The sequence below is a fragment of the Streptomyces sp. NPDC048442 genome, assembly GCF_040651475.1.
Lineage (GTDB): Bacteria > Actinomycetota > Actinomycetes > Streptomycetales > Streptomycetaceae > Streptomyces.
On the sequence record NZ_JBEZKB010000023.1, the window covers coordinates 20,879 to 45,558 of the forward strand.

Annotated in this window: 16 protein-coding genes; 6 read left to right on the plus strand and 10 right to left on the minus strand. The window is 72.3% G+C overall.

Going from position 1 to position 24,680, the window contains the following annotated elements; translation table 11 throughout:
- Positions 1-40: 40 nt before the first annotated feature.
- Positions 41-1,210: a ferrochelatase gene (locus tag AB0D18_RS28950; RefSeq protein WP_362424788.1), complete on the minus strand. Its 1,170-nt coding sequence runs from the start codon at positions 1,208-1,210 to the stop codon at positions 41-43.
- Between the two features lie 162 nt (positions 1,211-1,372).
- Here AB0D18_RS28950 and AB0D18_RS28955 point away from each other — a divergent pair, with 162 nt between their 5' ends.
- Positions 1,373-2,620, plus strand: a complete 1,248-nt coding sequence (locus AB0D18_RS28955) for an MFS transporter (RefSeq protein WP_362424791.1) — start codon at positions 1,373-1,375, stop codon at positions 2,618-2,620.
- Positions 2,583-3,899: a D-arabinono-1,4-lactone oxidase gene (locus AB0D18_RS28960; protein WP_362424793.1), complete on the plus strand. Its 1,317-nt coding sequence runs from the start codon at positions 2,583-2,585 to the stop codon at positions 3,897-3,899. The genes AB0D18_RS28955 and AB0D18_RS28960 overlap by 38 nt, the downstream gene beginning before the upstream one ends.
- A gap of 32 nt (positions 3,900-3,931) precedes the next feature.
- On the opposite strand, the gene AB0D18_RS28965 is transcribed toward AB0D18_RS28960, so the two are convergent.
- Positions 3,932-4,870 (minus strand): hypothetical protein, encoded by a 939-nt coding sequence (locus AB0D18_RS28965; protein ID WP_362424795.1) that lies wholly within the window; start codon positions 4,868-4,870, stop codon positions 3,932-3,934.
- 530 nt (positions 4,871-5,400) lie between these two features.
- On the opposite strand from AB0D18_RS28965, the gene sepH reads away from it, so the two are divergent.
- A complete protein-coding gene (gene sepH / locus AB0D18_RS28970; RefSeq protein WP_362424798.1) occupies positions 5,401-6,531 on the plus strand; it encodes a septation protein SepH in 1,131 nt (376 codons plus the stop codon).
- 68 nt (positions 6,532-6,599) lie between these two features.
- Here the strand turns inward: sepH and AB0D18_RS28975 are convergent, their stop codons facing one another.
- Positions 6,600-7,427 carry a sulfurtransferase gene (locus AB0D18_RS28975; RefSeq protein ID WP_362424800.1) on the minus strand — a complete coding sequence of 276 codons (828 nt, stop codon included), beginning with the start codon at positions 7,425-7,427 and terminating at the stop codon, positions 6,600-6,602.
- A 248-nt stretch (positions 7,428-7,675) separates the two neighbouring features.
- Between AB0D18_RS28975 and AB0D18_RS28980 the strand changes: the two genes are divergently transcribed.
- Positions 7,676-8,449 carry a VOC family protein gene (locus AB0D18_RS28980; RefSeq protein ID WP_362424803.1) on the plus strand — a complete coding sequence of 258 codons (774 nt, stop codon included), beginning with the start codon at positions 7,676-7,678 and terminating at the stop codon, positions 8,447-8,449.
- A gap of 230 nt (positions 8,450-8,679) precedes the next feature.
- Positions 8,680-9,333: a VC0807 family protein gene (locus AB0D18_RS28985; protein ID WP_362424805.1), complete on the plus strand. Its 654-nt coding sequence runs from the start codon at positions 8,680-8,682 to the stop codon at positions 9,331-9,333.
- Positions 9,334-9,395: 62 nt separating this feature from the next.
- On the opposite strand, the gene AB0D18_RS28990 is transcribed toward AB0D18_RS28985, so the two are convergent.
- The 6 genes from AB0D18_RS28990 to AB0D18_RS29015 all read right to left on the minus strand — a co-directional run bounded on the left by AB0D18_RS28990 (position 9,396) and on the right by AB0D18_RS29015 (position 20,023).
- Positions 9,396-9,581, minus strand: a complete 186-nt coding sequence (locus AB0D18_RS28990; RefSeq protein WP_362424808.1) for a hypothetical protein — start codon at positions 9,579-9,581, stop codon at positions 9,396-9,398.
- 172 nt (positions 9,582-9,753) lie between these two features.
- On the minus strand, positions 9,754-12,996 hold the full coding sequence (locus tag AB0D18_RS28995) for an NHLP bacteriocin export ABC transporter permease/ATPase subunit (RefSeq protein ID WP_362424811.1): 3,243 nt from the start codon (positions 12,994-12,996) through the stop codon (positions 9,754-9,756).
- Positions 12,993-15,290 (minus strand): NHLP family bacteriocin export ABC transporter peptidase/permease/ATPase subunit, encoded by a 2,298-nt coding sequence (locus AB0D18_RS29000; protein WP_362424814.1) that lies wholly within the window; start codon positions 15,288-15,290, stop codon positions 12,993-12,995. Before AB0D18_RS29000 ends, AB0D18_RS28995 begins: the two co-directional genes overlap by 4 nt.
- A gap of 15 nt (positions 15,291-15,305) precedes the next feature.
- Positions 15,306-16,136, minus strand: a complete 831-nt coding sequence (locus AB0D18_RS29005) for an HlyD family efflux transporter periplasmic adaptor subunit (protein ID WP_362424817.1) — start codon at positions 16,134-16,136, stop codon at positions 15,306-15,308.
- A gap of 18 nt (positions 16,137-16,154) precedes the next feature.
- Positions 16,155-17,684, minus strand: coding sequence for a SagB family peptide dehydrogenase (locus tag AB0D18_RS29010; protein WP_362424820.1), 1,530 nt, complete (start codon positions 17,682-17,684; stop codon positions 16,155-16,157).
- Between the two features lie 86 nt (positions 17,685-17,770).
- Positions 17,771-20,023 carry a TOMM precursor leader peptide-binding protein gene (locus AB0D18_RS29015; RefSeq protein WP_362424823.1) on the minus strand — a complete coding sequence of 751 codons (2,253 nt, stop codon included), beginning with the start codon at positions 20,021-20,023 and terminating at the stop codon, positions 17,771-17,773.
- Positions 20,024-20,347: 324 nt separating this feature from the next.
- On the opposite strand from AB0D18_RS29015, the gene AB0D18_RS29020 reads away from it, so the two are divergent.
- Entirely contained in the window at positions 20,348-23,047 is a 2,700-nt protein-coding gene (locus AB0D18_RS29020) for an AAA family ATPase (RefSeq protein WP_362424826.1), read from the plus strand.
- A 79-nt stretch (positions 23,048-23,126) separates the two neighbouring features.
- Here the strand turns inward: AB0D18_RS29020 and AB0D18_RS29025 are convergent, their stop codons facing one another.
- Complete coding sequence (locus tag AB0D18_RS29025) at positions 23,127-24,536, minus strand: NAD(P)/FAD-dependent oxidoreductase (RefSeq protein WP_362424829.1); 1,410 nt, start codon at positions 24,534-24,536, stop codon at positions 23,127-23,129.
- Between the last annotated feature and the right edge of the window lie 144 nt (positions 24,537-24,680).

The following is a 24,680-nucleotide window of genomic DNA, read 5'->3' on the forward strand; positions in this document are numbered from 1 at the left end:
CTCTCCCAGAGGTACGGATCAGGTCTCCCGGCGGTACGGATCAGGCGTACGGGCTGTCGGCGCCCGCGGCGGCGGGCTTCGGGGCCCGCGCCGGGCAGCAGCCGACCGGGCACAGGTCGTGGCTCGGGCCGAGCGCGCCCAGCGCGCAGGGCCGGACGGTGACGCCGCGCTCGCCCGCAGCGCGTTCCAGCACCAGTTCGCGCACGGCGGCGGCGAACCGCGGGTCGGCGCCGACGGTCGCGGACCTGGCGACGGGCAGACCCAGTTCGGCGGCCTTCGCGGTGGCCTCGGTGTCCAGGTCGTACAGGACTTCCATGTGGTCGGAGACGAAGCCGATGGGGACCATGACTGCGGCCGGGGCGCCCGCTTCGTGCAGGGCCTCCAGGTGGTCGCAGATGTCCGGCTCCAGCCACGGGATGTGCGGGGCGCCGGAGCGCGACTGGTAGACCAGCTCCCAGGGGCGGTCCGCGACGCCGGTCGCCTCCTGCACGGCCTCGGCGATCAGCCGGGCGACGTCCAGGTGCTGGGCGACGTACGCGCCGCCCTCGCCGTGCGCCTCGGCCGGCCCCGAGGTGTCCGCGGCGGCGGTCGGGATGGAGTGGGTGGTGAAGGCGAGGTGGGCGCCCGCGCGCACGGCCTCGGGGAGTTCCGCCAGGGACCTCAGGACGCCGTCCGCCATCGGGCGTACGAAGCCGGGATGGTTGAAGTAGTGCCGCAGCTTGTCGACGCGCGGCGGCTCCAGGCCCTCCTCCTTGAGGAGGGCGATGGACTCGGCGAGGTTCTCGCGGTACTGGCGGCAGCCCGAGTACGAGGCGTACGCGCTGGTGGCGAGGACGGCGATGCGGCGGTGTCCTTCACGGGTGATCTCGCGCAGGGTGTCGGTCAGGTACGGGGCCCAGTTGCGGTTGCCCCAGTAGACCGGGAGGCCTGCCAGGTCGTGCGCGGCGAAGTCCTCGCGGAGGGCGTCGAGCAGCTTGCGGTTCTGTTCGTTGATCGGGCTGATCCCGTCGAACAGGAAGTAGTGCTGCCCCACCTCTTTGAGGCGCTCCTCGGGGATGCCCCGGCCGCGAGTCACGTTCTGCAGGAACGGAACCACGTCGTCCGGGCCCTCGGGGCCGCCGAAGGAGAGCAGCAGCAGGGCGTCGTAAGGGGCCGGGTCGGGCGCTGCGTCGGGCGCCGTTTCGAGGACTGCGTCGGGCTGATCAGGCATGCCCCCGATCCTGCCACCCGCCTCGGGAGCGCCTGCACCCGACACAGATCACACTGTCGGAGCGCCGATTCGGTACGTAACCTGTACGGATATCTGTACGAACCATTTACACGTGTTGTCGGCGCCCGCCCCCCGTGCGCGCCTGATCGGCGGAAACCTCAGTTGTCCAGTCCCTACCGCGCCATATTCGCCGCCCCCGGCTCCAAGGGGTTCTCGGCGGCCGGCCTGCTCGGCCGGATGCCCCTGTCCATGATGGGCATCGGCATCGTCACCATGATTTCCCAGCTCACCGGCCGTTACGGGCTGGCGGGCGCGCTCTCCGCGACGCTCGCGATGTCCGCCGCCGTGTTCGGCCCGCAGATCTCCCGGCTGGTCGACCGGCACGGGCAGAGCCGGGTACTGCGCCCGGCGACGCTGATCTCCGCCGTCGCGGTCGCCGGGCTGCTGGTCTGCGCCCAGCAGGGCGCCCCCGACTGGACGCTGTTCGTGTTCGCGGCGGGCGCGGGCACGGTGCCCAGCGTCGGGTCGATGGTCCGGGCCCGCTGGGCGGCGATCTACCGGGGCTCGCCGCGCGAGCTGCACACCGCGTACTCCTGGGAGTCGATCGCCGACGAGGTGTGCTTCATCTTCGGGCCGATCGCCTCGATCGGTCTGTCCACGGCCTGGTTCCCGGAGGCGGGGCCGCTGATCGCGGGCGTCTTCCTGCTGGTGGGCGTCTTCTGGCTGACCTCCCAGCGCGCCACCGAGCCGGTTCCTCATCCGCGTGGGCCCGGCGGCAACGGCGGCTCGGCGCTGAAGTCCGCCGGGCTCCAGGTCCTGGTGGCCACCTTCGCCGCCATCGGCGCCGTCTTCGGGTCGATCGACGTGGTCACCGTGGCGTTCGCCGAGGAGCAGGGCCACAAGGCTGCGGCGAGCCTGGTGCTGGCCGCGTACGCGCTCGGATCGTGCCTGGCGGGCGCGGTGTTCGGGCTGCTGCACTTCAAGGGCGCAGCCACAAAGAGGTGGCTGCTGGGTGTGTGTGCGATGGCCGTGAGTATGATCCCCCTCCAACTGGCCGGGAACCTGCCGTTTCTGGCCGTGGCGCTCTTTGTCGCGGGCCTGGCCGTCGCACCGACGATGGTGACCACGATGGCCCTCGTCGAACAGCACGTACCCCGCACCAAGCTGACCGAGGGCATGACCTGGACCAGTACGGGTCTCGCCGTCGGCGTCTCGCTCGGTTCGTCCGCCGCAGGGTGGGCGGTCGACGGGATGGGGGCGGACGCGGCGTACGTGGTGCCCGTCGTGTCGGGGGCTCTCGCGGCCGCGGTGGCGTTCCTGGGGTACCGCCGGCTCGGCAGGCCGGCACCGACTCGGGGAGGGCACGGCGCCGATGAGCGACACCACAAGGACGAACAGCGCGTGGCATAACTGGGCGGGCAACGTCACCGCCCGCCCCGCGCGGGCGGTGACCCCCTCCTCGGTCGAGGAACTCGCCGAGACGGTACGCAGGGCGGCCGCCGAAGGACTGAAGGTGAAGCCGGTCGGCACGGGCCACTCCTTCACCGCCGTCGCCGCCACCGACGGCGTGCACATCCGCCCCGACCTGCTCACCGGCATCCGGCACATCGACCGCGAGGCCGGCACGGTCACGGTGGAGGCGGGCACCGGGCTCAAGCGGCTCAATGTCGCGCTGGCCCGCGAGGGCCTGTCGCTGACGAACATGGGCGACATCATGGAGCAGACGGTGGCCGGTGCCACCAGCACCGGAACCCACGGCACCGGCCGTGATTCGGCCTCGCTCGCCGCCCAGATCAAGGCACTTGAGCTGCTCACCGCCGACGGCCGGATCCTCACCTGCTCGGAGAAGGAGAATCCGGAGGTCTTCGCGGTCGCCCGGCTGGGCCTCGGCGCGCTCGGCATCATCACCGCGCTCACCTTCGCCGTGGAGCCGGTCTTCTTCCTGACCGCCCGCGAGGAGCCGATGGCCTTCGACAAGGTCACCTCGGAGTTCGACGCGCTCGTGGCCGAGAACGAGCACTTCGAGTTCTACTGGTTCCCGCACACCGGCAACTGCAGCACCAAGCGCAACAACCGCAGCCTGGGCCCCGCCGCCCCGCCCGGAAAGGTGGCCGGCTGGATCGAGGACGAGTTCCTGTCCAACGGGCTCTTCCAGGTGGTCTGTTCGCTGGGCCGGGCCGTGCCGCGCACCGTCCCCGCGATCGCCAAGCTCTCCAGCCGCGCCCTGTCCGCCCGTACATACACGGATATTCCGTACAAGGTCTACACGAGCCCGCGCCGCGTCCGCTTCGTGGAGATGGAGTACGCCGTTCCGCGCGAGGCGGCGGTGGAGGCGCTGCGCGAGGTACGGGCGATGGTCGAGCGCTCGCCGCTGCGGATCAGCTTCCCGGTGGAGGTGCGCACCGCCCCCGCCGACGACATCCCGCTCTCGACCGCCTTCGGCCGGGAGAGCGCCTACATCGCGGTGCACATGTACAAGGGCACGCCCTACCAGGGCTACTTCACCGCTGTCGAGCGCATCATGACGGCGCACGGCGGCCGTCCGCACTGGGGCAAGATGCACACCCGCGACGCCGAGTACCTGTCGGCCGCGTACCCCCGCTTCGCGGAGTTCACCGCGGTGCGCGACCGGCTCGACCCGGACCGGCTGTTCGGCAACGACTACCTGCGGCGGGTGCTGGGCGACTGACGGAGCTCCGCCGCCGGGTGCCCGACGGGCCGTTACGGGGCCTGGGTGCTCCCGGCGGAGGCGGGGGCGCGCTCGGCGCCGCCGGCGGCGCTCCGGGCGGCATCAGTGCCGTCCGTCCCCTTGCCGTCGCCGCTGTCCGCGTTGCCCTTCGGCGTCTCCTTCGCGGGCGAGGTGGGCGGCGGGCTCTCGCCGCCACCGCTCGCGGCGTCCTTGCTCGGGTCCGGGGCGGGAGTGGTGGCGCCGGGGTCGGGCGTCTCCTGGCCGCCGGTGCCGTTCGTGCCGGTGCCCGTGCTCGCGCTGGTGCCGGGACCGGGGGTCCGGCCGCCGGTGTCCTTGCCGGGGGTCCGGTCCGTGTCCGGGGTGCTGCTGCCGGGGCCGGTGGTGGTGGGCGTTTCGGCGGGCGGGTCCTTCTTCTCGCCGCCGCCGCGGACGAAGTTCACGACGCTGGTGCCCTTGCCGTCGCTGAGGTCGTGGCCCGAGAGAAGCTCGTACGTCGTGATCCCGCCCATCGCGACCGCGAACACCACCGCCGCCCCGATCGCCGACCGCTTCCAGCCACGCACGCGCGTGCCGTGCACGGTGGCCTCGGTGAACTCCCCGTCCTCGGGAAGGGCCCCGGGAAGCCCCGAGGGTTCCGAGGGTTGCCCCTTCCCCAGGCCCGTCGGCACCTCGACCGACCGCAGCACCCGTGTGGCGTCGTCGACGTACGGCTGCCGGCCCTTCGGCTTCGCGTGGACGGTGACCTCGCGCAGCTGCTCCCCGGTGCGCCGGAAGAAGTGCTGGAAAATCGTTCCGCCGCTGGTCGCGACCACGCTGACCACACCGGCGCCGATGACCGTTCCGTACACACCCAGCTGGGATGCCAGCACGGCCGCGACCACGGCGGCCACGGCACTGCCCGCGACCTGCGCCACGCTCAGGTCGATGCGGCGCTTGACCGGTTCTTCACCGGTATCAAGCTTCTTGTCCATCTACAGCCCCTGTTTGCCCATCCGTTCCACCTTGCTACTGGAATAGACATTTGGGCGAAGTGAATAGTTCCGCTTCTGGTCTTTCTGTGAATCAGGACACTTGACGGCGTCATGCCCCGTCAGTGGGGGCATGAGGGGCCTCATGAGGTTGACCCCCAGGAGGCGCAGCAACTCCCGTGCGCGGGGAGAACTTCGGTGGCGCGCCGGTCCACCCATGTGGCCCGAATGGAGTACTGTGGCGAGCCCTGGATCCGGTCTCCCCCATGGGCGTCCGGACCCTTCGGGAGGGGGCCGAACGGCACTCGCACCGGCGGCGCCACGGCATCGAACGGGTACCTGCTACACAGGGTGACCAATGGTTACTTTGCGTCGACAACAGGTCACCGTGCCATAACGGCGAACCAGGGCGCAATGCCCGACACGCCGGGCAACACGGCAAGGTAGTGGCAGGCTGCACCCGGGCAGGCCACACTCGACTAGCGGAAGCAGCGACGCACGTGACGTCGGCAGGCACCACCCGGGAGGTCCCCATGCCCGAACTGCGTGTCGTGGCCGTCAGCAACGACGGCACACGGCTGGTTTTGAAGGCTGCGGACAGCACGGAGTACACGCTTCCGATCGACGAGCGACTGCGTGCCGCCGTCCGCAACGACCGCGCCCGCCTCGGCCAGATCGAGATCGAGGTGGAGAGTCACCTCCGCCCTCGCGACATCCAGGCGCGGATACGAGCCGGAGCCTCGGCCGAAGAGGTCGCCCAGATGGCCGGTATCCCGGTCGACCGGGTGCGCCGCTTCGAGGGCCCCGTGCTCGCCGAGCGCGCCTTCATGGCCGAGCGAGCCCGCAAGACCCCGGTCCGCCGGCCCGGCGAGAACGCGGGACCCCAGCTCGGCGAGGCGGTGCAGGAGCGTCTGCTGCTGCGCGGCGCCGACAAGGAGACCGTGCTGTGGGACTCCTGGCGCCGCGACGACGGCACCTGGGAGGTCCTCCTCGTCTACCGGGTCGCGGGCGAACCGCACTCGGCGAGCTGGACGTACGACCCGCCGCGCAGGCTGGTCGCGGCCGTGGACGACGAGGCGCGCTCGCTGATCGGCGAGAGCGACGACATTCCGGCGGCTCCCGAGCCGAGCTTCCCGTTCGTGCCCCGGATCGCGCGGCTGCCGCGCGACCGGCCGCTGGACCGCGCCCTGGACCGTTCTCTGGAGCGGCCGCTGGACCGCGCCCTCGACCGTTCCCTGGACCGGCCGCTCGACCGCGCCCTGGACCGGCAGCTGGAGCGCCCTGCGCCCCCGGCCGCACTGGACGCCGACGAGGGCGGCAACGACCGCGACTCGCTGACCAGCCTTCTTGAGGCGGTGCCCAGCTTCCGGGGCGACATGGTCGTACCGGAGCGGCCTGCTCCGCCGGCGCCTCCCGAGCCCCCGTCCCCGATCGATCTGGACGAGCAGGAGTCCGTGCCGGAGGAGCCGCCCGCGGCCTCCGCGGGTGCGGGATCGGCGTACGCGGATGTACTGATGCCCCGTGCCGTGGCCGGGCACCGGGACCGCCTGGTCGGGACGACGGACCGGCAGGCCGAGGCTGACGGAGTGCGTCCGGGCCGCCGGGCCGCGGTGCCCAGCTGGGACGAGATCGTCTTCGGTACGCGCCGCAAGAAGCAGGAGTAGACGGCGGGTACGCCGTCGTGACGAGGGGCCCGTACGTCCGGCGTACGGGCCCCTCGTCATGCGTACGGCTAGCGCGGTTCGGGTCCGGTGGCCACCGGGCGGGACGCGTCCGATGACCACTCGGACCAGGAGCCCGCGTACAGCGCCGCCGGGATGCCCGCGAGCTCCAGGGCCAGCACCTGGTGGGCGCCGGAGACCCCGGACCCGCAGTACACGCCGACGGCCGGCACCCGGGAGGCGCCCAGGGCCCCGAAGCGGTCCTTGAGTTCCGCCGCGGGCAGGAAGCGGCCGTCCGCAGCGGTGTTCTCGCTGGTGGGGGCGGAGACCGCGCCGGGGATGTGGCCGCCGATCCGGTCGATGGGCTCGACGTCGCCCCGGTAGCGCTCGGCGGCGCGGGCGTCGAGCAGCAGCCCCTTGTCCGCGAGTTCCGCCGCGGCGTCGGCGTCCAGCAGTCCCACGCCGCCCGGAACTGGCTGGAAATCACCCTCGTCGGGGGCCGGGGTCTGCGTGGAGAGCTCGCCCTGCCAGGCCGCGAGCCCGCCGTCCAGTACGCGTACGTCCTTATGCCCGGTCCAGCGCAGCAGCCACCAGGCGCGCGCCGCCGCCCAGCCGAGCCCGCCGTCGTACACGACCACCGGCGTCCCCGCGCGGACTCCGGCCCCGCGCATCACCGCACCGAAGTCCGCCGGGTCGGGCAGCGGGTGCCGGCCGCCGGAACCAGGGGCTGAGGCAAGCTCCGCGTCCAGGTCGACGAAGACCGCGCCGGGCAGGTGGCCGGCCTCGTAGTCGGGGCGCAGATTCGGGCCGCCGAGCTGCCAGCGGACGTCGAGGAGGACGGGCGGACGGGGGCCTGCCGACTCGCTCGCGAGGTCGGCTGCGGAGATGATGGCGTTCATGGGGGCCATCCTCGCGCAGCACCCGGCCCGCCCGGAACGCCTCTCGGGGCCGACCGTCTCGTAACGAGGTCGAAACGGGACGCGCGGCGCGGTTGGGGCGCGCCGCACGCCGGGTGGTGCAAGCATCTGCACGGGGCACGAATCCGTACCGCACAACGGCGTGCACGCCCCGTAACGACTTGGTGCGCACTCGTGCACCGGTCGTCATCCTGTTACGGCCACCACGAATGGTCCGAGGAGACAAGACGATGACCGAGGCTGCCGCACGGCACACGCCCGGCACCCCGTGCTGGGTGAGCCTGATGGTGCACCGACTGGCCGGCACCCAGGAGTTCTACGGCGCCCTGTTCGGCTGGGAGTTCCTGCCGGGCCCCGTGCAGCTCGGCCCGTACGTCCGGGCCGTGCTCGACGGGCACGAGGTCGCCGGCATCGGGCAGCTGCCCGCCGACCGGCATCTGCCCACCGCCTGGACGCCCTACATGGCGACCGACGACGCCGGGGCGACCGCGCAGGCGATCACCAGCAGCGGCGGCACCGTCGCGGTCGGCCCGCTGGACGCGGGCGACGCGGGGCGGATGGTGCTCGCGGCCGACCCGGCGGGCGCGGTGTTCGGTCTCTGGCAGGCGGCGAACCACCGGGGCACGGCCGTCGCCGGGGCGCCGGGGACGCCGGTCTGGAACGAGCTGGTGACGCGCGAGACGGCCGGCATCGTGAAGTTCTACCAGGCGGTGTTCGGCTACGACGCGGAGGCGGTCGTCTCGGCCGACTTCGACTTCACGACGCTGCTGGTCGACAAGCACCCGGTGGCCTCGCTGCACGGCGTGGGCCACGCGCTGCCCCGCGACCGGGGCGCGCACTGGATGACGTACTTCGAGGTCGAGGACACCGACGAGTCGGCCCGGCTGGTCTCGGATCTCGGTGGCCACGTCCTGCAGCCACCGCGCGAGGGCGCGTACGGCCGACTCGCGGTGGTCGCGGACCCGGAGGGCGCGGTGTTCACGATCGTGCGGTCGCGGCGCTGAACGGCGGCGCGGTCGGGGCCGGGGCCGCGGTCAGGGCCGCGGTCAGGGCCGCGGTCGGGGTCGGGGAGGCCTCTTGCGTCATGGTTGGGCGGGGAGGCTGCAAAGCGTGGGCAAAGCCGGGTCCGCCAGGAAGTTGATCTTCTAGGATCCGAGGGGCTCGTACTCCGGAGGTCTTTCTCTCGCGTGCTGCCGCTCGGCCTTTCTCGTGATCGCGACCTGGGGGATCCTCCATGCCCAAATCCGTCCTGCTCAACTGGGGCCCGACCATCCTGTTCAGCGTGGTGCTGCCCTGGGTGACGTACGGGATGCTCACCGACCACGGCGTACAGCCGGTGACGGCGCTCTTCCTCATCGCCGGGTGGCCGTTGGTGGAGGTGGGCATCTTCTTCGCGATCAACCGGCGCGTCGACGAGTTCGGAGTGATGATCCTGCTCCTGCTGCTGCTGAGTGCCGTGGGCGCGTTCGCCTTCAGGAGCGAGAAGCTCGTCTTCATCAAGGACTCCGCCCTGACCGGCCTGCTGGGGCTGGCGTTCCTGGGAACCCTGCTGCTGGCGCGCCCGGTGATGTTCTACTTCGGGCGGAAGTTCGCGACCGACGGGAGCGAGGAGTCCATCGCGCGCTGGAACGGCCTCTGGGAGGCGTATCCCGGGTTCCGGAGCAGCCAGCGGCGGCTGACCGTCATCTGGGGCGTGGCGTTCCTCGTCGAGTCCGCGGTGCGCGTGGCGCTCACGTTCGCGCTCGACACCAAGACCATGGTCGGGGTGTCGAACGTGTTGCCGTTCGTGGTGCTGGCCGGACTCATGACGTACACGATCCAGACCGGGAAGAAGGGGCGGGCCAGGATGGCCGCCGCCGCGCAGCAGCAGGAGCCCGAGGCCGCCTGAGGGGTGCCTGCGGTGGTCGCCGCGAGCGGGGTCCGTTCTGCTGAACGGGCCCCGCTCGTACGTCAGTTGCGGGTGCGGCCCCGGCGGCCGAACGCGAAGTAGAGACCCAGCAGTACGGCGCCCACCACGGCGACGATGGCCGTGACCTTACCGTCGGCCAGTGCGCCGACCACGATGACGACCAGCGCGTAGAGGACGGGGAAGATCACGTTCGGGTTGGTGACTGCGGTCTGCGGTCGCTCGCTCATGGCGGTGTCCTCTGCTCATTTTTCGGTACGCCGTGCGCGGTGCGGGGGCGGCGTGCGGGGGTGGTGAAACTCGGGTGATCGTGACACCGGGGCCTGTGGGGCGTGGGCCGTTTTGCGATCTCCTTGCACAGAGCACTTGTCATGGTACGGCGGAGGGCAACGGGCCTTGCGTTCACGACAGTTGGGGTCCGGCCAGCCGGGCGAACAGCCCGTCGGTCTCCGCGAGCAGCTGCTCGTAGGTGCCCTGCTGGACGATCCGGCCGCCCGCCATGACGACGATGCGGTCCGCGTCGATCACGGTGGACAGCCGGTGGGCGATGACCAGCCGGGTGGCGTTCAGCCGGCGGGTGCTCTCGGCGACGAGGCTCTGGGTGGGGTTGTCCAGGGCGCTGGTCGCCTCGTCGAAGAAGACCAGCCGGGGGCGGGCCACCAACGCCCTTGCGATCATGAGGCGTTGGCGCTGGCCGCCGGAGAGGGTGTTGGTGCCCTCGGACAGTACGGTGTCCATGCCCATCGGCATGGCCCGGATGTCGTCGGCGAGGCCCGCCATCTCCGCGGCCGTCCAGGCGTCGTCGAGGGTGTGCCCGGCGGAGCCGACGATGTTGGCCTGGATCCCGCCCGGTTGGAGCGCGCCGTTCTGGAGGACGACTCCGCACTGGCGGCGTACCGCCGAGATGTCGAGCTCGGCGAGGTCCTGGCCGTCGTACAGCACACTGCCCGACAGCGGTGTCTCGAAGCCGAGCAGCAGCCGCAGCAGGGTCGACTTGCCGCTGCCCGACGCGCCGACCACGGCGATGAATTCCCCCGGCTGCGCGGTGAGGCTGATGTCGTCGAGGACGAGCGGGCCGTCCTGCCCGTACCTGAAGGACAGGTGGGAGACCGAGACCCGGCCGGAGAGGTCGCCCGGATCGGCCTTGGTGCCGTCGTTCTCCGGGGTCGCTTCGAGGATCGGCGCGAGCTTTTCCAGCATCGGTACGGTGCCTACGGCAGTGACTGCGGCGGCCGTGAACTGCAGTCCCGCCGACAGCAGCAGATTGAAGGCGGCGTAGAACGGCAGGAAGGTGGCGAGCGGAATCTGCCCGTGCAGCGCCCCCGCAGTCACGGCGAAAACGATCGCCGAACACACCAGCGGGAAACCCGCGTTGAAGGTGGTGACCGCGTTCTGAATGCGGCGGACCCGGGCGGAGAGGGTGTGGCCGTGCGCGGCGAGCCGGGTCCACTCGGCGAAGGCCCGCTCCTCGGCGGCGGCGACCCGCAGCTTGGGCATGGCGGTGAGCAACTGGAAGACCATGGCGGACATGGCCTGTTCGTGCTGGTACTCGCGGCGGGCCCAGCGCAGTTGGAGTCGTCCGGCGACGGCGGCGACGAGGACGCCGAAGCCGGTGAGGGCGACGGCGAGCAGGGCCAGGCGTACGTCGTAGGCGAAGACCAGTGCCAGGTTGGCCAGGCCGGTCATCAGGGCGAGTACGGCGGTGGTGAGCATGCCGGACAGGAGTTCCTGGGCGGCGGTGACGCCGAGGACGGTGGTGCCGAGTTCGCCGGTGGAGTAGCGGGTGAAGAAGGCGGCGGGCAGGGAGAGCAGCCGGTTCCAGAGGCCGGCCTGCATGGCTGCGCCGGCCCGGCTCTCCATCCTCAGTACGGCGAGGTTCTGGACGACCGAGAGCATGGCGGTCACCAGCCCCGAGGCCATCACGACCAGGGCGCCCTGCACGATCAGGTCGCGTTCGGCGGCGGCGACGAAGGTGCCGAGCACCTTGCCGGTCATCACCGGGATGACCAGCCCGATCACCGCGACCAGGACGGCGGTCACGGCGAACCGGCTCAGGTCGCGGCCGTGTCCCAGGGACGGTGAGAGGCCGAAGCGCAGCAGGCTCGGGACGTCGCGCACGGCTTCGGGGAGGGGGCGGTAGAGGACCACGGCCTGGTTGCGCAGGAGGACCGCGGCCTGGTCGGTGACGGGGGTGACGCGGCCGTCGTCGACCATGACGTACCCGCGGCCGAGCGGGAGGAGGGCGACGGGCCGGCCCGCGGTGCGGTAGCCGACCATCGGGCCGAGGTCGGTCGTCCACCAGCGGCCGTCGAGCCGGACGCCCCGGGTGCGGACGCCCGAGGCGAGAGCGATCGCACGCAGGTCGTCACCGTCGGACCTGCGCCGGCCGCTGCCTTGCACGGGAGGACGTACGGAGAAGCCCTGCCGGGACGCGACGAGCCGTACGGCGGCGAGCAGGGGCGGGTCGGTCGCGACGTCGGCGAGCCGGACGCGGGCCTCGGTGTCGTGCAGGACGGCGTCGAAACTGCGCACGGTGGTGGACAGGACGGCTTCGTCCTTGGCGGCGCGCGCGGCGAGTTCGGCGCGTTCGCTGCTGCGCAGGACGGCGATGCGGTGGTCGACGGTGGTGCGCAGCCGGGCGGCGTGCCCGGTGAGCACGGCGATGAGCCGGCCCTGCCGGTACACGTCGAGGAGGGATCCCGTGGTCAGCCGGGCGGGGGTGCGAGCGCGCAGCCAGTCGCGCTCGGTGAGGCAGACCACGGCTCCAGGACCCGCGGATTCCAGGGGGAGTTCGTCGGTTTCGGTGCCCAGGTCGCCGGGGGTGCCGTTCTCGGTGGCCGGGTCGCCGAGGTCGACCAGCCCGGACTCCACCCGTACGAAGCGCAGTCCGTCGACGGACCGGGTCACGTCGTGCTCCGCGAGCTCGGTGATCCCGGAGGGGCTGAGCGAGGTGAACTGCCGTGGCGGCAGGGAGCCGGGAAAGACCTCGGCGAGGGTGGTGAGGCCGAGGGTGAGCCCGTCGAGGAGACGGGCGTGGTCGAGCTCGACGGGCCGGGCACCGGCCGGCTGCGGGAGGGTGGCGCGGCCCGCCCGGATGTCGTCGAGGACGGAGAGCGGAAGCCGGGTGAGCCGCGAGTCCAGCACGGGCCGGGCGATCACGGTGTGCCGCCGCTCGTCGGAGGTCCCGCACAGCAACAGGGCCCCGGCCCCGGCCCGACAGAGGAAATGCCGGCGACCGGCACGGGCGGTATCGGTACCGCGGTCGACGGCGAAGAGGTCGGCCGCACCGGACTCGATGTAGAGGAGCTGCCCGGGGGCATCGAGGCAGAGGGTTCGGGCGGGCGCGATCGCGGGCGCGGCGGTGAGGGTGGTGCCGGGGCTCGGGGAGACTTCGGTGGGCGGGAGGTCAGGGGCTGGGGCGCCGCCCCTGGCAGGCGCGATGCCGGAGGGCGGAGCGTGAGGGGTGGGGGTGCGGGCGGGAGTGGGGGCGTCCTCGGTGGGCGGGAGGCCAGGAGCCGAGGCACCCTCGGTCGGTGCGGCAGCGGGTGTCGGGGGGGCCTTGGTCGGCGTGTTGTCGGAGGGCGGAGTGGGGTGGGTGGGGGTGCTGTCGGGGGTGGGAGTGTTCTCGGGGAACGGGGTGTTCACAGGGCGTCACGCTCCTCCGCGGTGCTGGACTCGAACAGGGCCGCGTAGCTGCCGCCTGCCGCGACGAGTTCGTCGTGGGTGCCTCGTTCGGCGACCTGGCCCCGGTCGAGTACGACTATTTCGTCGGCGTCGCGCACCGTGGACAGGCGGTGGGCGATGATCAGGCAGGCGCAGCCCCGGCGGCGCAGGTTGTCCATGACGGTCCGTTCGGTGGCGGGGTCCAGTGCGCTGGTCGCTTCGTCGAGGACCAGGAGCGTGGGGCGGGCGGCCAGTGCGCGGGCCAGTTCGAGGCGTTGGCGCTGGCCGCCGCTGAAGTTGCCGCCGTGTTCCCACACGGTGGCGTTGAGGCCGCCGGGCCGGGCCATCACCTCGTCGAAGACCGCCGCGTCGTGCAGTGCGTCCAGGACGACCTCGTCGGGGACGGTGTCGTCCCAGAGGGTCAGGTTGTCGCGGACCGTGCCGGCGAAGAGGGCGATGTCCTGGTCGACGTACGCCATCGAAGCGGCGAGGACCGTGCGGCCGATCTCCTCGCGGGGGCGGCCGCTGAGCAGGATCTGGCCGGAGCGGGGTTCGTAGAGGCCGGTCAGGAGGCGGCCGACGGTGGACTTTCCGCTGCCCGAGCCGCCGACTACGGCGGTGCGGGAGCCGGGGGCGACGGTGAGGCTGAGGCCGGTGACGACCGGTGGGGCGAGGGGGCCGTAGCCGAAGGTGACGTCGCGGAGGGTGAGTTCGCCGTCGAGGCGGTTGACCGGGGTGCCACCGGCCCCCGGGGCCTCGCCGTTGCCCGGGGCGGTCGGGTCGAAGCAGCGGGCCTGGGGGTATTTCTCCACGTCGTGGATGCGTTTGAGGTCGGCGTCCAGGTCCTGGAGGCGGCTGCCCAGGTTGGTGAGCTGGGTGACCGGGCGGCTGAGGGCGGCAAGCAGGGTCTGGAAGGTGACGAGGATGCCGACGCTGAGGGCGCCGTCGACCACGCGCAGGCCGCCCACCAGGAGGAGGACGCCGATGTTGACGACCGCGAGGAGCGGGGGGATGACGATGAGTACGGCGGTGGCCTGGCCCAGGCGTTGCTGGGCGGAGGTGACCTTGGCGAGGAAGCCCGCCCAGCGGGTGAAGGCGTCGGGTTCGGCGCCGGTCGCCTTGACCGACTCGATCGTCGAGAGGGTGGCGAAGGTGGTGCCGACCAGGCTGCCGCGGTCCGTGCGCAGTGCGCCGACCGCGTCCTTGCGGGAGCGGGCGACCAGTTGCAGCACGATCATGTTGAGCGCGACGCTGAGCAGGCCGATGGCGCCGAGGATCGCGTCGTAGCGCAGCATCAGGCCGCCGTAGAAGACCACCAGGACGAGGTTGATGACCGTGGCGGCGAGGTCGCGGGAGAGGATCATCGCGACGGTGTCGTTGCCCGCGACCCGCTTGGCGACCTCGGCGGGCCTGCGCTGGAGGAAGAACTCGATGGGCAGGCGCAGCAGATGGCGGAAGAAGCGCGCCGAGCCGATCAGGCCCGCGCGGATCTCCATCCGGAGCAGGTAGTGCTGCTGGACGGAGGTGAGTACGAAGATCATCAGGGCGGTGCCCGCCATCGCCCCCACCAGGGGCAGCACCGCGCCGGTGGACCCGGCGCCGAGGATGCGGTCGATGAAGACACGCTGGTAGGCGGCGCCGATGATGCCGGGGATCACCAGGAGGAGGCTGGCCAGGAGGACCAGCGGGAGCGCGCGCCCGGAGGGCAGCCGGCGGCCGAGCAGGGCTGCGGCGGTGGATGTGCGGCGTCCACCGGTGCGGAAGTCGGGTCCCGGCTCAAAGGTGAGCATGATCCCGGTGAAGCCCGAGTCGAACTCCGACCACTCCATCAACCGCGGCCCGCCGGCCGGGTCGTTGACGGCCACCAGGGTCCGGCCGAACCGGGTCGAGATGCCCTCGACCACCATGAAGTGCTGGAACGCCCAGAAGATGATCACCGGGCCCTGCTGCGCGCGCAGCAGGTCCGCCTCGGCCTGGAAACCGCGGGCGACCATCCCGAAGGAGCGGGCGGCGGCGATCAGCGAGCTGGCCTTCGCGCCGTCCCTGGAGACACCGCACAGGGCCCGCAGTTCCTCCAGGGGTACGTGGCGCCCGTAGTGGGCCAGGACCATGGCCAGGCTGGCCGCACCGCACTCCACGGACTCCATCTGGAGGACGGTGGGCACGCGGTGGGCCCGGCGCCTGGCCCGGCGCCGTGACCGGGAGGCGGCGCGGCGGGGACGCCGTACGGCAGGAGGTGGCGCGGGTGCCGTCGCAGGGGTCTTGGTGTCGGTCATGGGAGTCTCCTCAACTCAACGGCCCAGGACCAGATCGAGCGGCGACTGGGTGCGCAGCTCGATGGAGGCCGACACCGACGTCTGTGAACCGAGCGCGACGGGCGGGGTGTGGGTGGTCGACCAGGCGTATCCGGACGCCGATTGAGGGTCGGGCAGCAGGTCCACGGTGACCAGGCGCGGGGCCTGGCCCTTGTGGTAGCCGTCCGCGGCGAGATCGCCGCCGACCAGTGAGGCGAGGGCCTCCCGGGTGAGGGGGTACGGGTCGATCCGTGCGACCGTGCCGCGCAGCAGCCCGTACGCGGCCGGGGGCGCGGTCGACACCGACAGCGCGACGGGACGGCCCGGGACCAGCCTGGCGGCCTGGTCGGCGGGGACGAAGACCAGGGCGACCAGGCGGTCGCCGGGCAGGTCGGTGCGTTCCACGGTGGCGAGGGTGGAGCCGACCCGGACGATCTGGCCGCTGGTCATCGTCGCGCTGATGACCTTTCCGGCGAACGGGCTGGTGACGGTACGGACGCGTCCCGCGCCGTCGGTCAGCCGGGCCACCGCCTGACCTGCCCGTACCTGCTGGGCCGGCCGGACGAGCAGCTCGCGGGCCATCCCCGTGTAGGGGCTCTGCACCTGGCTGGTGCCGCCGGGGTGGCTGAGGACGCCCGGTGCGTCGACGGTGACGTCGATGCGTGCGAAGGCGGCCCAGACGCAGGCCCCGGCCATCACGATCATGACGACGAAGACGGCGATCCAGCCGCGGGGTGCGGCGAGCAGGACCGGTGCGTCCAGCTCGTCGGGTTCCCTCTTGCGCTGCAAGGCCTGGTAGCGGAACTGCACGATGGTCTCTCCCCCCACGAATCGTTCGGTGTCGGCTCAGTCGCCTGCGGCGGGGCTCTGCGGACGGCTGCCCACCACGAGTTCGCCGACGGTGCCCTCCATGAGCGGGTCGTGTCCGGTGGCGGCGGCGAACGCGGACGTGTCCCCGCCGCCAAGACCGCACACGGCCAGCCCCATCGCCGTGCCCACCAGGTAGAACGTCTGGTAGAGCACGCCGACGTGCTTGAGGATCAGGGGGTAGGCGACCGTCTCGTACTTCCACATCACCCGGCCGAAGCGGGCCGCGACCAGCAGGACGACCTGGGGGTCGGCGGCCATCATGGCGGCGTCCCTGGCCTCCTTGACCAGGGGCGCGGTCAACGGCCCTGCGGCGGCGACCAGTTCGAGCTCGTGCCGGTCGGACGCGTAGCGGTAGAGGCCCGGCTCCAGGCCGTCGACGTGCGACACCAGCGGATAGACGTCCAGCTCGTGCAGCGAACCCCCGGCGGGCACCGGCCGGTCGGCCAGCTCCTGGCCGTCGCTGCCGGTGAACGTGGAGCGGATGCGCACGGTGCGGTAGAGGAGTTCGCCGAGCCGGGCGAGGGTCAGCGGGGCGTCGGCGTCGTGCTCCCGTATCGAGGAGCGTTCCTCCAGCACCTGGGTGAGGGACGGGTCCTTGGCCGCGATCACGTCGAGGTCGGGCACCGGCAGGGGCACCCGCCGCCCTTCGCCAGGCGGTACGGCGACGGGCAGCGGCTCGAAGCGGTCGGCGTGCCGGTACGTGCCGCCGTATCCGGGGGCCGAGGCCGGAATTCTCGTACGGGTGTGGAAGGCGAGGTCGACCGGGTCCCACTGGAGGCTGCCGCGCGACTCGGACTCCGGGTCGTCGTCGGGGCCGCCCGGTGCGAGGGCCCCCGCGGTGGCCAGGAGGCGCAGTACGGGGGTGGGGACGCGGTCGGTCCAGCTGCTCAGCCGGGCGAGGAACGGGGCTGCTTCGTCGGTGAGTTGTACGGAGAGGGGGCTGGCCGGGGCCTGGAGGGCGAGGCCGCCTTCGGCGGGGCGGATCACCGCGTGACGGGTGAGGCGGGCCGGGCCGGTGGGGGTGGGCTTGAGGGCGGTGCTGCCCCGGCCGACGGAGGTGAGGCGGGCGAGGAGGGGTCCGCCGGGCGGGGCGTCTGCGGGACCCTCGGGGCCGTGCGGGACACCTGCGGGACCCTCGTACCGCGCGTGCTCGGCCCCGGCCGCGGGCTCGCCCCCCGGTGTCCCGTACACCGCGTGCTCGCCCCCCTGAACCCCGTACACCGCATGCTCGAACAGGCCCATCGAGTCGAGCCTCGCCCGCAGCATCTGCCAGCGCAGCAGGCCCATTTCGCCGTCCTGTGCGACGACCAGTGCGCTGGTCCGCGCCTCGGTGAGGTCTCCCCCGGCGAGTGCGCGCAGTGCGGCCAGTGCGCCCGGCGTCAGGCCTTTGAGGCGCAGTTCGCCGAAGCGGGTGGTGAGGACCTGCTCGTCGAGAGTCGTACCGGGGATCAGCCGGTACGTCGCGAGGCAGGTCGCGGTCGTCTGTGCTGGTGCTGTGGTGGTCATGGCTTCCCCGCCCTGAGAGGAGGCGGGCCGCGGCAGTGCCGTGGCCCGCCCGTGCGACGCGACGAGACGAAATGCGGAGGCGACGGTCAGAAGAAGACGTTCCAGCTGTTCAAGTCGGCTTCCGCGGTGGGCTGTTCGAGCAGACCGAGGCGTACGGGAGCGTCGTACAGCCGTCCCTCGCCCAGCCGCCGCCAGAAGTGCCGCAGGCCGGGGGCGATCACCTTGACCACGTTCAGCTCCAGGTCGGGGCGCGTCTGGTCGAGGACGATCACCTCGGAACCGGCCTCCCGGATCCGGTCCACCTGGTCGCGGATCCGCGCCGAGAGGTCGAAGCCTGCCTGCGGGCCGACCACGGTCGCGGGCTGATCCGGGTCGGGCAGCAGCCACGGCTCCTGCGCGACCGTGGCCTTCTTGAGCCAGGTCAGGGTCTCCAGGTCGTCGACCAGATAGGCGGTGTCGCCGTTCTCGTCGCGCTGTTCGATCATCGGCAGGAACTGGTTGAGCTCGGTGAGCGCCCGGAAGGCCGCGATCCGGGGATCGGGGTGCGCGCCGAAGCCGACCATGATGTCCTCGACGCTGTGCCGGCGTCGGGACGCGGCGACGTACACCGGCATTCCCAGGTCGAAGCTGATGTCGATCATCCACAGGTCGCGGTCCATCGCGTCGTAGTACGACCGCAGTTGGTCCACGTACGGGTCGTCGAGGGAGTCCATGTCGAAGGCCGGGCGGCGTAGCCGGTTGTACCACCAGAGGGCGACCGCGTCGCGCTCGGTCAGCTCGCACAGGCCCTGCAGGATCGCTTCTTCCAGGGTGTTGCCGGCGGCGCTGCCGTTGGAGTCGGAGATGCAGAAGAAGTGGTCGTCGAGGTCGGGGTGTCCGTACCAGGAGTACGCGGCCGGAAGGAGCCGCTCCTCGTCGTGGGTGAGGGACCAGCCCCGCGCCCAGTCGACCGGGGCGCTCTCGTCGAAGGGGTCGGGCACCTTGTGCAGCCGGTTGGCGGGGTCCTGGTTCCAGGTCTCGCGGCCGGCCAGCTGGCCGTCGGAGAAGTGCAGCAGGCTGCGCGGGTGGACCGCGAGCGCCGGGTCCAGGTCGCGGTAGGCGGCCCGGCGTACGGCCTCGTCGCCGCGCCACACGCCCGAGTAGCGCTCGATGGCCTCGCAGACGGCGCTGACCTTGGCCTGGATCTCGCTGCGGCCCTTGCCGCCGCTCTGGCCGCGCAGGTTGCGGCGCAGCAGATCCATGCTGTCGTTGACCATGGCGAAGTTGTGGCCGGCCGAGTAGCTGTAGGTCAGGGTGTTGGACTCGGGGGTGTGCGAGACGAGCCGGGTGATGGCGCCGAAGTACGGGCTGATGTGCTTGTCCAGGCGGGCCAGGGTGTCCTCGGGACGGTCGACCCGGTAGCCGCCGTCGCCGGTGTGCTGCGCCTCCTGCGCGGACAGCACGATCTTCGGGCTGCGCTCGCTCACCAGCTTGGGGTCGCCGCAGGACGGGCACTGCGGCTGGCGTACGACCGCGTGGGTCTCGGTGCGCAGGGTCGGCAGTTCCAGGGTCACCATCTGCCCGCACAGCGCGGCGGGTTCACCGGTGGCGGAGATCATGGCGGCCTCGGTGGCCAGGATTCCGGCGGCGGCCAGTGCGCCCGAGGCGAGTGCCGCGCGGGCCGGGTGGCGGGGGACGCTCTCGCCGCGCCGGGTGGCGAGATAGCGCTCCAGCTGGCGGTTGCCGGTGAGGCGCTGGGCGAGGCAGGACCAGCAGCCGGTGTGGTCGGGCTTGAGGAACGGGCCGATCCACGGGGCGAGTCCGCTGAGCCTGGCCAGCAACCAGGGCTGCCCGGCGGCGAGTTGGGCGGCGTTGCGCTGCTCCAGGACCGGGTCGAGGTAGTCCGTGACGAGGACGACGGACAGGCCCTCCTCCGGCACGGTGTCCATCGCTCCGGTACGGGCCGTCAGGCCGAGCGCGCGCAGGGCGTCGAGCACGGGTTTGGGGTCGGTGCCGTCGGCCGCGCAGACGGTGACCGGCGCGGTGTCGAGGGTGCGCGCGGGGTCGATGCCGAGGGCGTCCCAGTAGGCGAGGGTCTCCTCGGGAAGGTCCGGGCGGCCGTCCGCGAGGTGTCCGGCGGCCCCGAAGCGGGTGATCGCGGCGAAGACGGCCGGAATGGGCAGTGTGCCGGCGAGTTCCTGGACGATCTCCAGAACCGTCCGCCGTCCGTCGAGATACGGCACGACGGCCGCGGCCGCCTTTCCGGGAACCAGGAAATCCTGGCCCTCCGCATAAAGGAAGACCCGCTCCCCTTCCGTCACCTCGACGTGGAAATGCGCCTTGAGACGCGGCTTTTCCATCGACTCCCCCAGTTCTCCGGCCCGCAGTTCACCGGTCCCGCGCTGACAGCGGCACCTTGGCGGCAACTCAAACATGGCGAAGTCTTGGGGTAAATGCTTCAACGGGTACGTACGGAGGCGTGCGATACGTACGCCGGCGCGCTGGTCACGTACGTATCGGAGGGGGCGCAGGACCCGCAACTTCCCACCGGTAAACGGAATTTGGAATTCCAATTCCATTCGCAGTAGTCCCACGGTGATCCATGTCCAAGGATTCACCCGGCAAATCCCCCGGGGATCATTTTCAGCCTTGAACTCCCCCCGCACTGCTGCCACATTGGCGCAATGCATGAACCGAACGGGGAACTGCACCACCGCGAACGCGATACCGCCCAGCTGCGTGAATCCATGGCCGAACTCGCCGCGGGCCGACCCACCGTCGCCCTGGTCCACGGGGCCCGCGGCACCGGCCGGTCGGCACTGCTGCGCGCCGTGCCCCACCTGCTGCCGCCCCACACCCTGGTACTGCGCGCCCGCTGCCACCCCAGCGAGCAGGGCTTCGAGTACGGCATGGTCCGCCAGCTCTTCGACCCGGTGCTCGACGGCGCGGTGCGCCGCGGCGACCAGGCGCTCGACGACGACCGGACGCTCCGGGACCGGGACGGCCGGGCCCCGCACGGCGAGGACGGGGAACAGCAGCCGGCTCCCGGCGCCCGGGGCCGGCCCACCCAGGAGGCCCTCCTTCACCTGCTGCACACCACCCGCTCCCTGGCCGCGGACCGGCCGCTCGCCCTCCTCATCGACGACCTCGTGCACGCCGACGCGCCCTCGCTGCGCTGGTTCGCCTACATCGCCCGCCGGCTCGACGACCTCCCGGTCCTGGTGGTGGCCACCCTGCCGACCGCCGCACCCCGGGTCGTCGAGGAGCTGGGATCCCTGCCCTATCTGCACCGGCTGTGGCCCGAGCCGCTCTGCGCGACCTGCACCGCGGACGTGGTCGACCAGGCCTTCGACGCCCCGGTGGACCGGGATCTGGCCGCGCTGTGCCATGCCGTGTCGTACGGAAACCCGCTGGTGCTCCAGGAGTTGGTGTCCCGGCTCAGACGGGCGCACGTACAGCCGGGGGCGCCCGACCCGGAGCAGGTGCTGACGATCGCCGCGCAGGCCCTGTCGGCGACGACGCTGACCTGGCTCGACGAGGACGATCCGGCGGCCGGTGAGCTGCTGACCCAGCTGGCGGTGCTCGGCCCCGGCACCGACGTCCCGCTGTGCGGCGCGCTGTCCGACCGGGGCGAGGCGCATGTGCAGCAGGCCCGCGACTCTCTCGTACGGGCGGGGCTGCTGCGGTCGGATGCGGGCGCCGCCGAGTTCGTGCACCCTGCCGTACGTCCGGCCGTGCTCGCGCGCGTACCGGCCCGTACTCGGCTGGAACTGCACGCGCGGGCGGCCACCGTGCTGTGCCGGGCGGGGGCTCCGGCCCGGCAGACCGCCGAACATCTGCTCAAGGCGGGCAGCGACTGGGGTCTTGACGTCCTGCGCAGCGCGGGCGGCCAGGCGGCGGCGGACGGGGACCACCGGTCGGCCGCCCGGTACCTCCGTCGGGCGCTGGCCCTGCTCGACGCGTCGTGGGCGGGGGCGTCGGGCGCGGGGGCGTCGGGGGCGTCGGGCGGGGGGCCGTCGGACGCGGACGCGGGGGCGCACGGCGAAGGGCGGCCCGAGCGGGAGCGGCCCGAGCGGGAGCGGCCCGACGGTGAGGCCGATCTTGCGGAAACGTTCCATGAGTTGACGGCCCAGCTGGCGGCGGTCGAGCTGCACTGCGATCTCGACGGGGCAGCCCGCCAGGTCGCGGCCGCCGCCGACACCGCGCCGGACGCCGCCCGGCGGGCCGGCGTCCTGGTCGCGCTGGCCTCGCCCGCGCTCGTCGCCTCGGTCGAGGGGGCGCAGCCCTTCCTGCGGGCCTGCGGCGAGCTCGCGGCCCTGCCCGCCGTCTCCCCCGACCACCTGCTGCGGCTGACGGCACAGGCGCTGCTCGCCGGACACCGGCCCCGGCTGCGGCAGGCGGCCCGGGTGGCGGCCCGCCGCCCCGAAGACCCGGCGGCCCGCGTCTTCGCCGGGGCGCTCGCCGCGGCGGCCGCGGCCACCGGCCGGCACGACACCGCGCGCCGCCTGGCGGCTCGGGCCGAGGCGGCCGCCCGGCCGGACGCGGACCGGCGGGCGACCCACTCGACGGGCGCGTTGATCGGTGCCGCCCTCGCCCTGGCCTGGACGGGTGACCTCGACCGGGCGAGCGCCCTGGCGCACCGCGTCGTGGACACCGCACGGGCCTCGGACGACTTCGCGCTGGCCCCGCTGGCACTGCTCGTCCGGGCCGAAACCGCCTACCGGCAAGGGGAGTTCGCCGCCGCGCTGACCGATTCCCGGGCGGCGGAGCGGCGCGCCCGCGATCTGAACTCCGCCGCGCTCACCGCGGCCGCCCTCGCCTGTACGGCCCGTGCGCTCATCGAGCTCGACCGGACCGAGGAGGCGGGCGCCGCGCTGGGCCGGGTGCCGACGGCCGCCGGCACCCATCCGTTCGTCCGGGCGCTGGTCCTGCACGCGCAGGGCATGGTGGCCGCGGCCCGCGGCGACCATGCCGCGGCGGTCGGCCTCTTCCTCGACTGCGGGCACCGGCTCGCGCTGCGCGGCATCACCAACCCGGCCTGTCTGCTGTGGCGGGCGCACGCCGCGCAGTCGTACGCCGCGCTCGGCGAGCACGCGGCGGCGGTGACCATCCTGAGCGGCGCCCCCGGCGACGCCGGCGTGGGCGCCGGGCAGCCGTCCCCGCAGGCGGCGGGCGGACCGGTGCGCGGCCGGACCCTGCTCACCCCGGCGGAGCTCAGGGTCGTCGAGCTGGTGGTGCGCGGGCACTCCAGCCTGGAGGTGGCCGAGAACCTCTTCCTCAGCAAGCGCACGGTCGACACCCACCTGGGCCGCATCTACCGCAAGCTCAAGATCCGCAGCAGACACGAGCTGATCGCGGCGCTGGGTACGGAGCTCACGGCGTAGCCGCGCGAGGGGCAGTCGCACTCGGAGGGCGGACCTTTGACAAGGTCCGCCCTCCGGCGCGTGCGCCCGCGAGGGGGGATCAGGCAGGCGCGTTCTCGGCCGGCTGGGGGGTGCGGCGTACGCCGAGCCGGGGTTCGGTCACCAGATGCAGACCGGTGGTGGTGTCGTACTGGTCGCCCTCCATCGCCCGCTGGGCGACCTGCGCGGCGAGGACCTGCCCGCTGATCGGGCGGCTGCCGCCGGCCCGGCTCGCGTCGTCCATGTCGGCGGCCCCCGAGGTGATCGCCGCGAAGGCCAAGCTGTCGGGTGCCGAACGGAACGGGGTCTCGGTGTCGTGGCGGCGGACCAGCTCCGGGTAGCGCCCGCGGGCGAGGCGCTGGGCGAGCCAGAAGTAGGTGGCCTTGCCGCGGTACTGCTCGTAGAACCCGGCGACCATCGAGAACATCCGGCCGTACGCGTTGCGGTACAGCGACTCGAAGAAGGCGCGGGCCTCCGTCTCCTCCACGTCCCCGTCGTGCACGGAGAGGATCGACGCGGCGGCGAGCATCCCGCTGTACATGGCGAGGTGGACGCCGGTCGACAGCAGCGGGTCGAGGAAGCAGGCGGAGTCGCCGGTCAGGAAGTAGCCGGGGCCGCAGAAGCTCTCGGCCGCGTAACTGAAGTCCTGCTCGACCCGCACCCCCGGCCGGTACGTGCCCGGCGCGACCAGGTCACGTACCGTCTCGGATTCCTGCACCGTTTCCAGGAAGAGCTGTTCCATGTCGGGGTACTTCTGCTTGCGGCGCAGGAAATGGTCCTGGTGGGTGACGAAGCCGACGCTGAATTCGTCGTCCTTCAGCGGAATCACCCAGTACCAGCCCTCGGGCGAGGAAATGACGTTGATGCCGCCGCGCGGAGTCCGTGGGAGGAGCGAACCTCCCTGGTAATAGCCCCATACGGCGACGTTGCGGAACACGTCGTGCGGGACGCGGTCGTGGAAGTGCTTGGCGGAGAGCAGCCCGGCCCGGCCCGAGGCGTCGATGACGTAGTCGGCGTGCTCGGTGAGGGTGGTGCCCTGCCGGTCCCATTCGACGCCGACCGCACGCCCGTCCTCGAAGAGCACCTTGCGCACCTGGGCACCTTCGACCACCTCGGCCCCCTGCGACGCGGCGTGCTTGAGCAGTACGTCGTCAAAGTCGGCACGGTCCACCTGCCAGGAGGTCTGGGCGCCGGTGCCGAATATCTCCGGCCAGTCGACCACCCAGTCCTGCTCGCCGCCCCAGCGCAGCAGCAGCCCTTCCTTCACCTGGTACCCGCGCTCGGAGACCTTCTCCAGGGCCCCGGCGAGTTCGATGATGGACCGGCAGGACGTCGCCACGGATTCACCGATGTGATAGCGCGGGAAATGCGCGCGTTCCAGAACCTTGACGCGCGCTCCCTGCCGGGCCAGCAATGCCGCGGCGATCGATCCCGCCGGTCCGCCACCAATCACGACTACCTTGGGCCCCATGGCATTCCCATTTCTTCCGAGTTCGGGTCGTCCGGTGGAAACCCTTCCACGGAAAGGGAATGGGAGAGAACAGCGGAAGATACGCAGACTGCGGATTACGTACCGGGGGAATCGGCGGCGGCATTGCGTACGCCGAAGACCGAG

Excerpts from the sequence above, each read along its gene's own strand:
- AB0D18_RS28950 (WP_362424788.1), bottom strand. The coding sequence starts at position 1,210 with ATGCCTGATCAGCCCGACGCAGTCCTCGAAACGGCGCCCGACGCAGCG.
- AB0D18_RS28960 (WP_362424793.1), top strand. The coding sequence starts at position 2,583 with ATGAGCGACACCACAAGGACGAACAGCGCGTGGCATAACTGGGCGGGC.
- AB0D18_RS28965 (WP_362424795.1), bottom strand. The coding sequence starts at position 4,870 with ATGGACAAGAAGCTTGATACCGGTGAAGAACCGGTCAAGCGCCGCATC.
- sepH (WP_362424798.1), top strand. The coding sequence starts at position 5,401 with ATGCCCGAACTGCGTGTCGTGGCCGTCAGCAACGACGGCACACGGCTG.
- AB0D18_RS28975 (WP_362424800.1), bottom strand. The coding sequence starts at position 7,427 with ATGAACGCCATCATCTCCGCAGCCGACCTCGCGAGCGAGTCGGCAGGC.
- AB0D18_RS28980 (WP_362424803.1), top strand. The coding sequence starts at position 7,676 with ATGACCGAGGCTGCCGCACGGCACACGCCCGGCACCCCGTGCTGGGTG.
- AB0D18_RS28985 (WP_362424805.1), top strand. The coding sequence starts at position 8,680 with ATGCCCAAATCCGTCCTGCTCAACTGGGGCCCGACCATCCTGTTCAGC.
- AB0D18_RS28990 (WP_362424808.1), bottom strand. The coding sequence starts at position 9,581 with ATGAGCGAGCGACCGCAGACCGCAGTCACCAACCCGAACGTGATCTTC.
- AB0D18_RS29000 (WP_362424814.1), bottom strand. The coding sequence starts at position 15,290 with ATGACCGACACCAAGACCCCTGCGACGGCACCCGCGCCACCTCCTGCC.
- AB0D18_RS29010 (WP_362424820.1), bottom strand. The coding sequence starts at position 17,684 with ATGACCACCACAGCACCAGCACAGACGACCGCGACCTGCCTCGCGACG.
- AB0D18_RS29015 (WP_362424823.1), bottom strand. The coding sequence starts at position 20,023 with ATGGAAAAGCCGCGTCTCAAGGCGCATTTCCACGTCGAGGTGACGGAA.
- AB0D18_RS29020 (WP_362424826.1), top strand. The coding sequence starts at position 20,348 with ATGCATGAACCGAACGGGGAACTGCACCACCGCGAACGCGATACCGCC.
- AB0D18_RS29025 (WP_362424829.1), bottom strand. The coding sequence starts at position 24,536 with ATGGGGCCCAAGGTAGTCGTGATTGGTGGCGGACCGGCGGGATCGATC.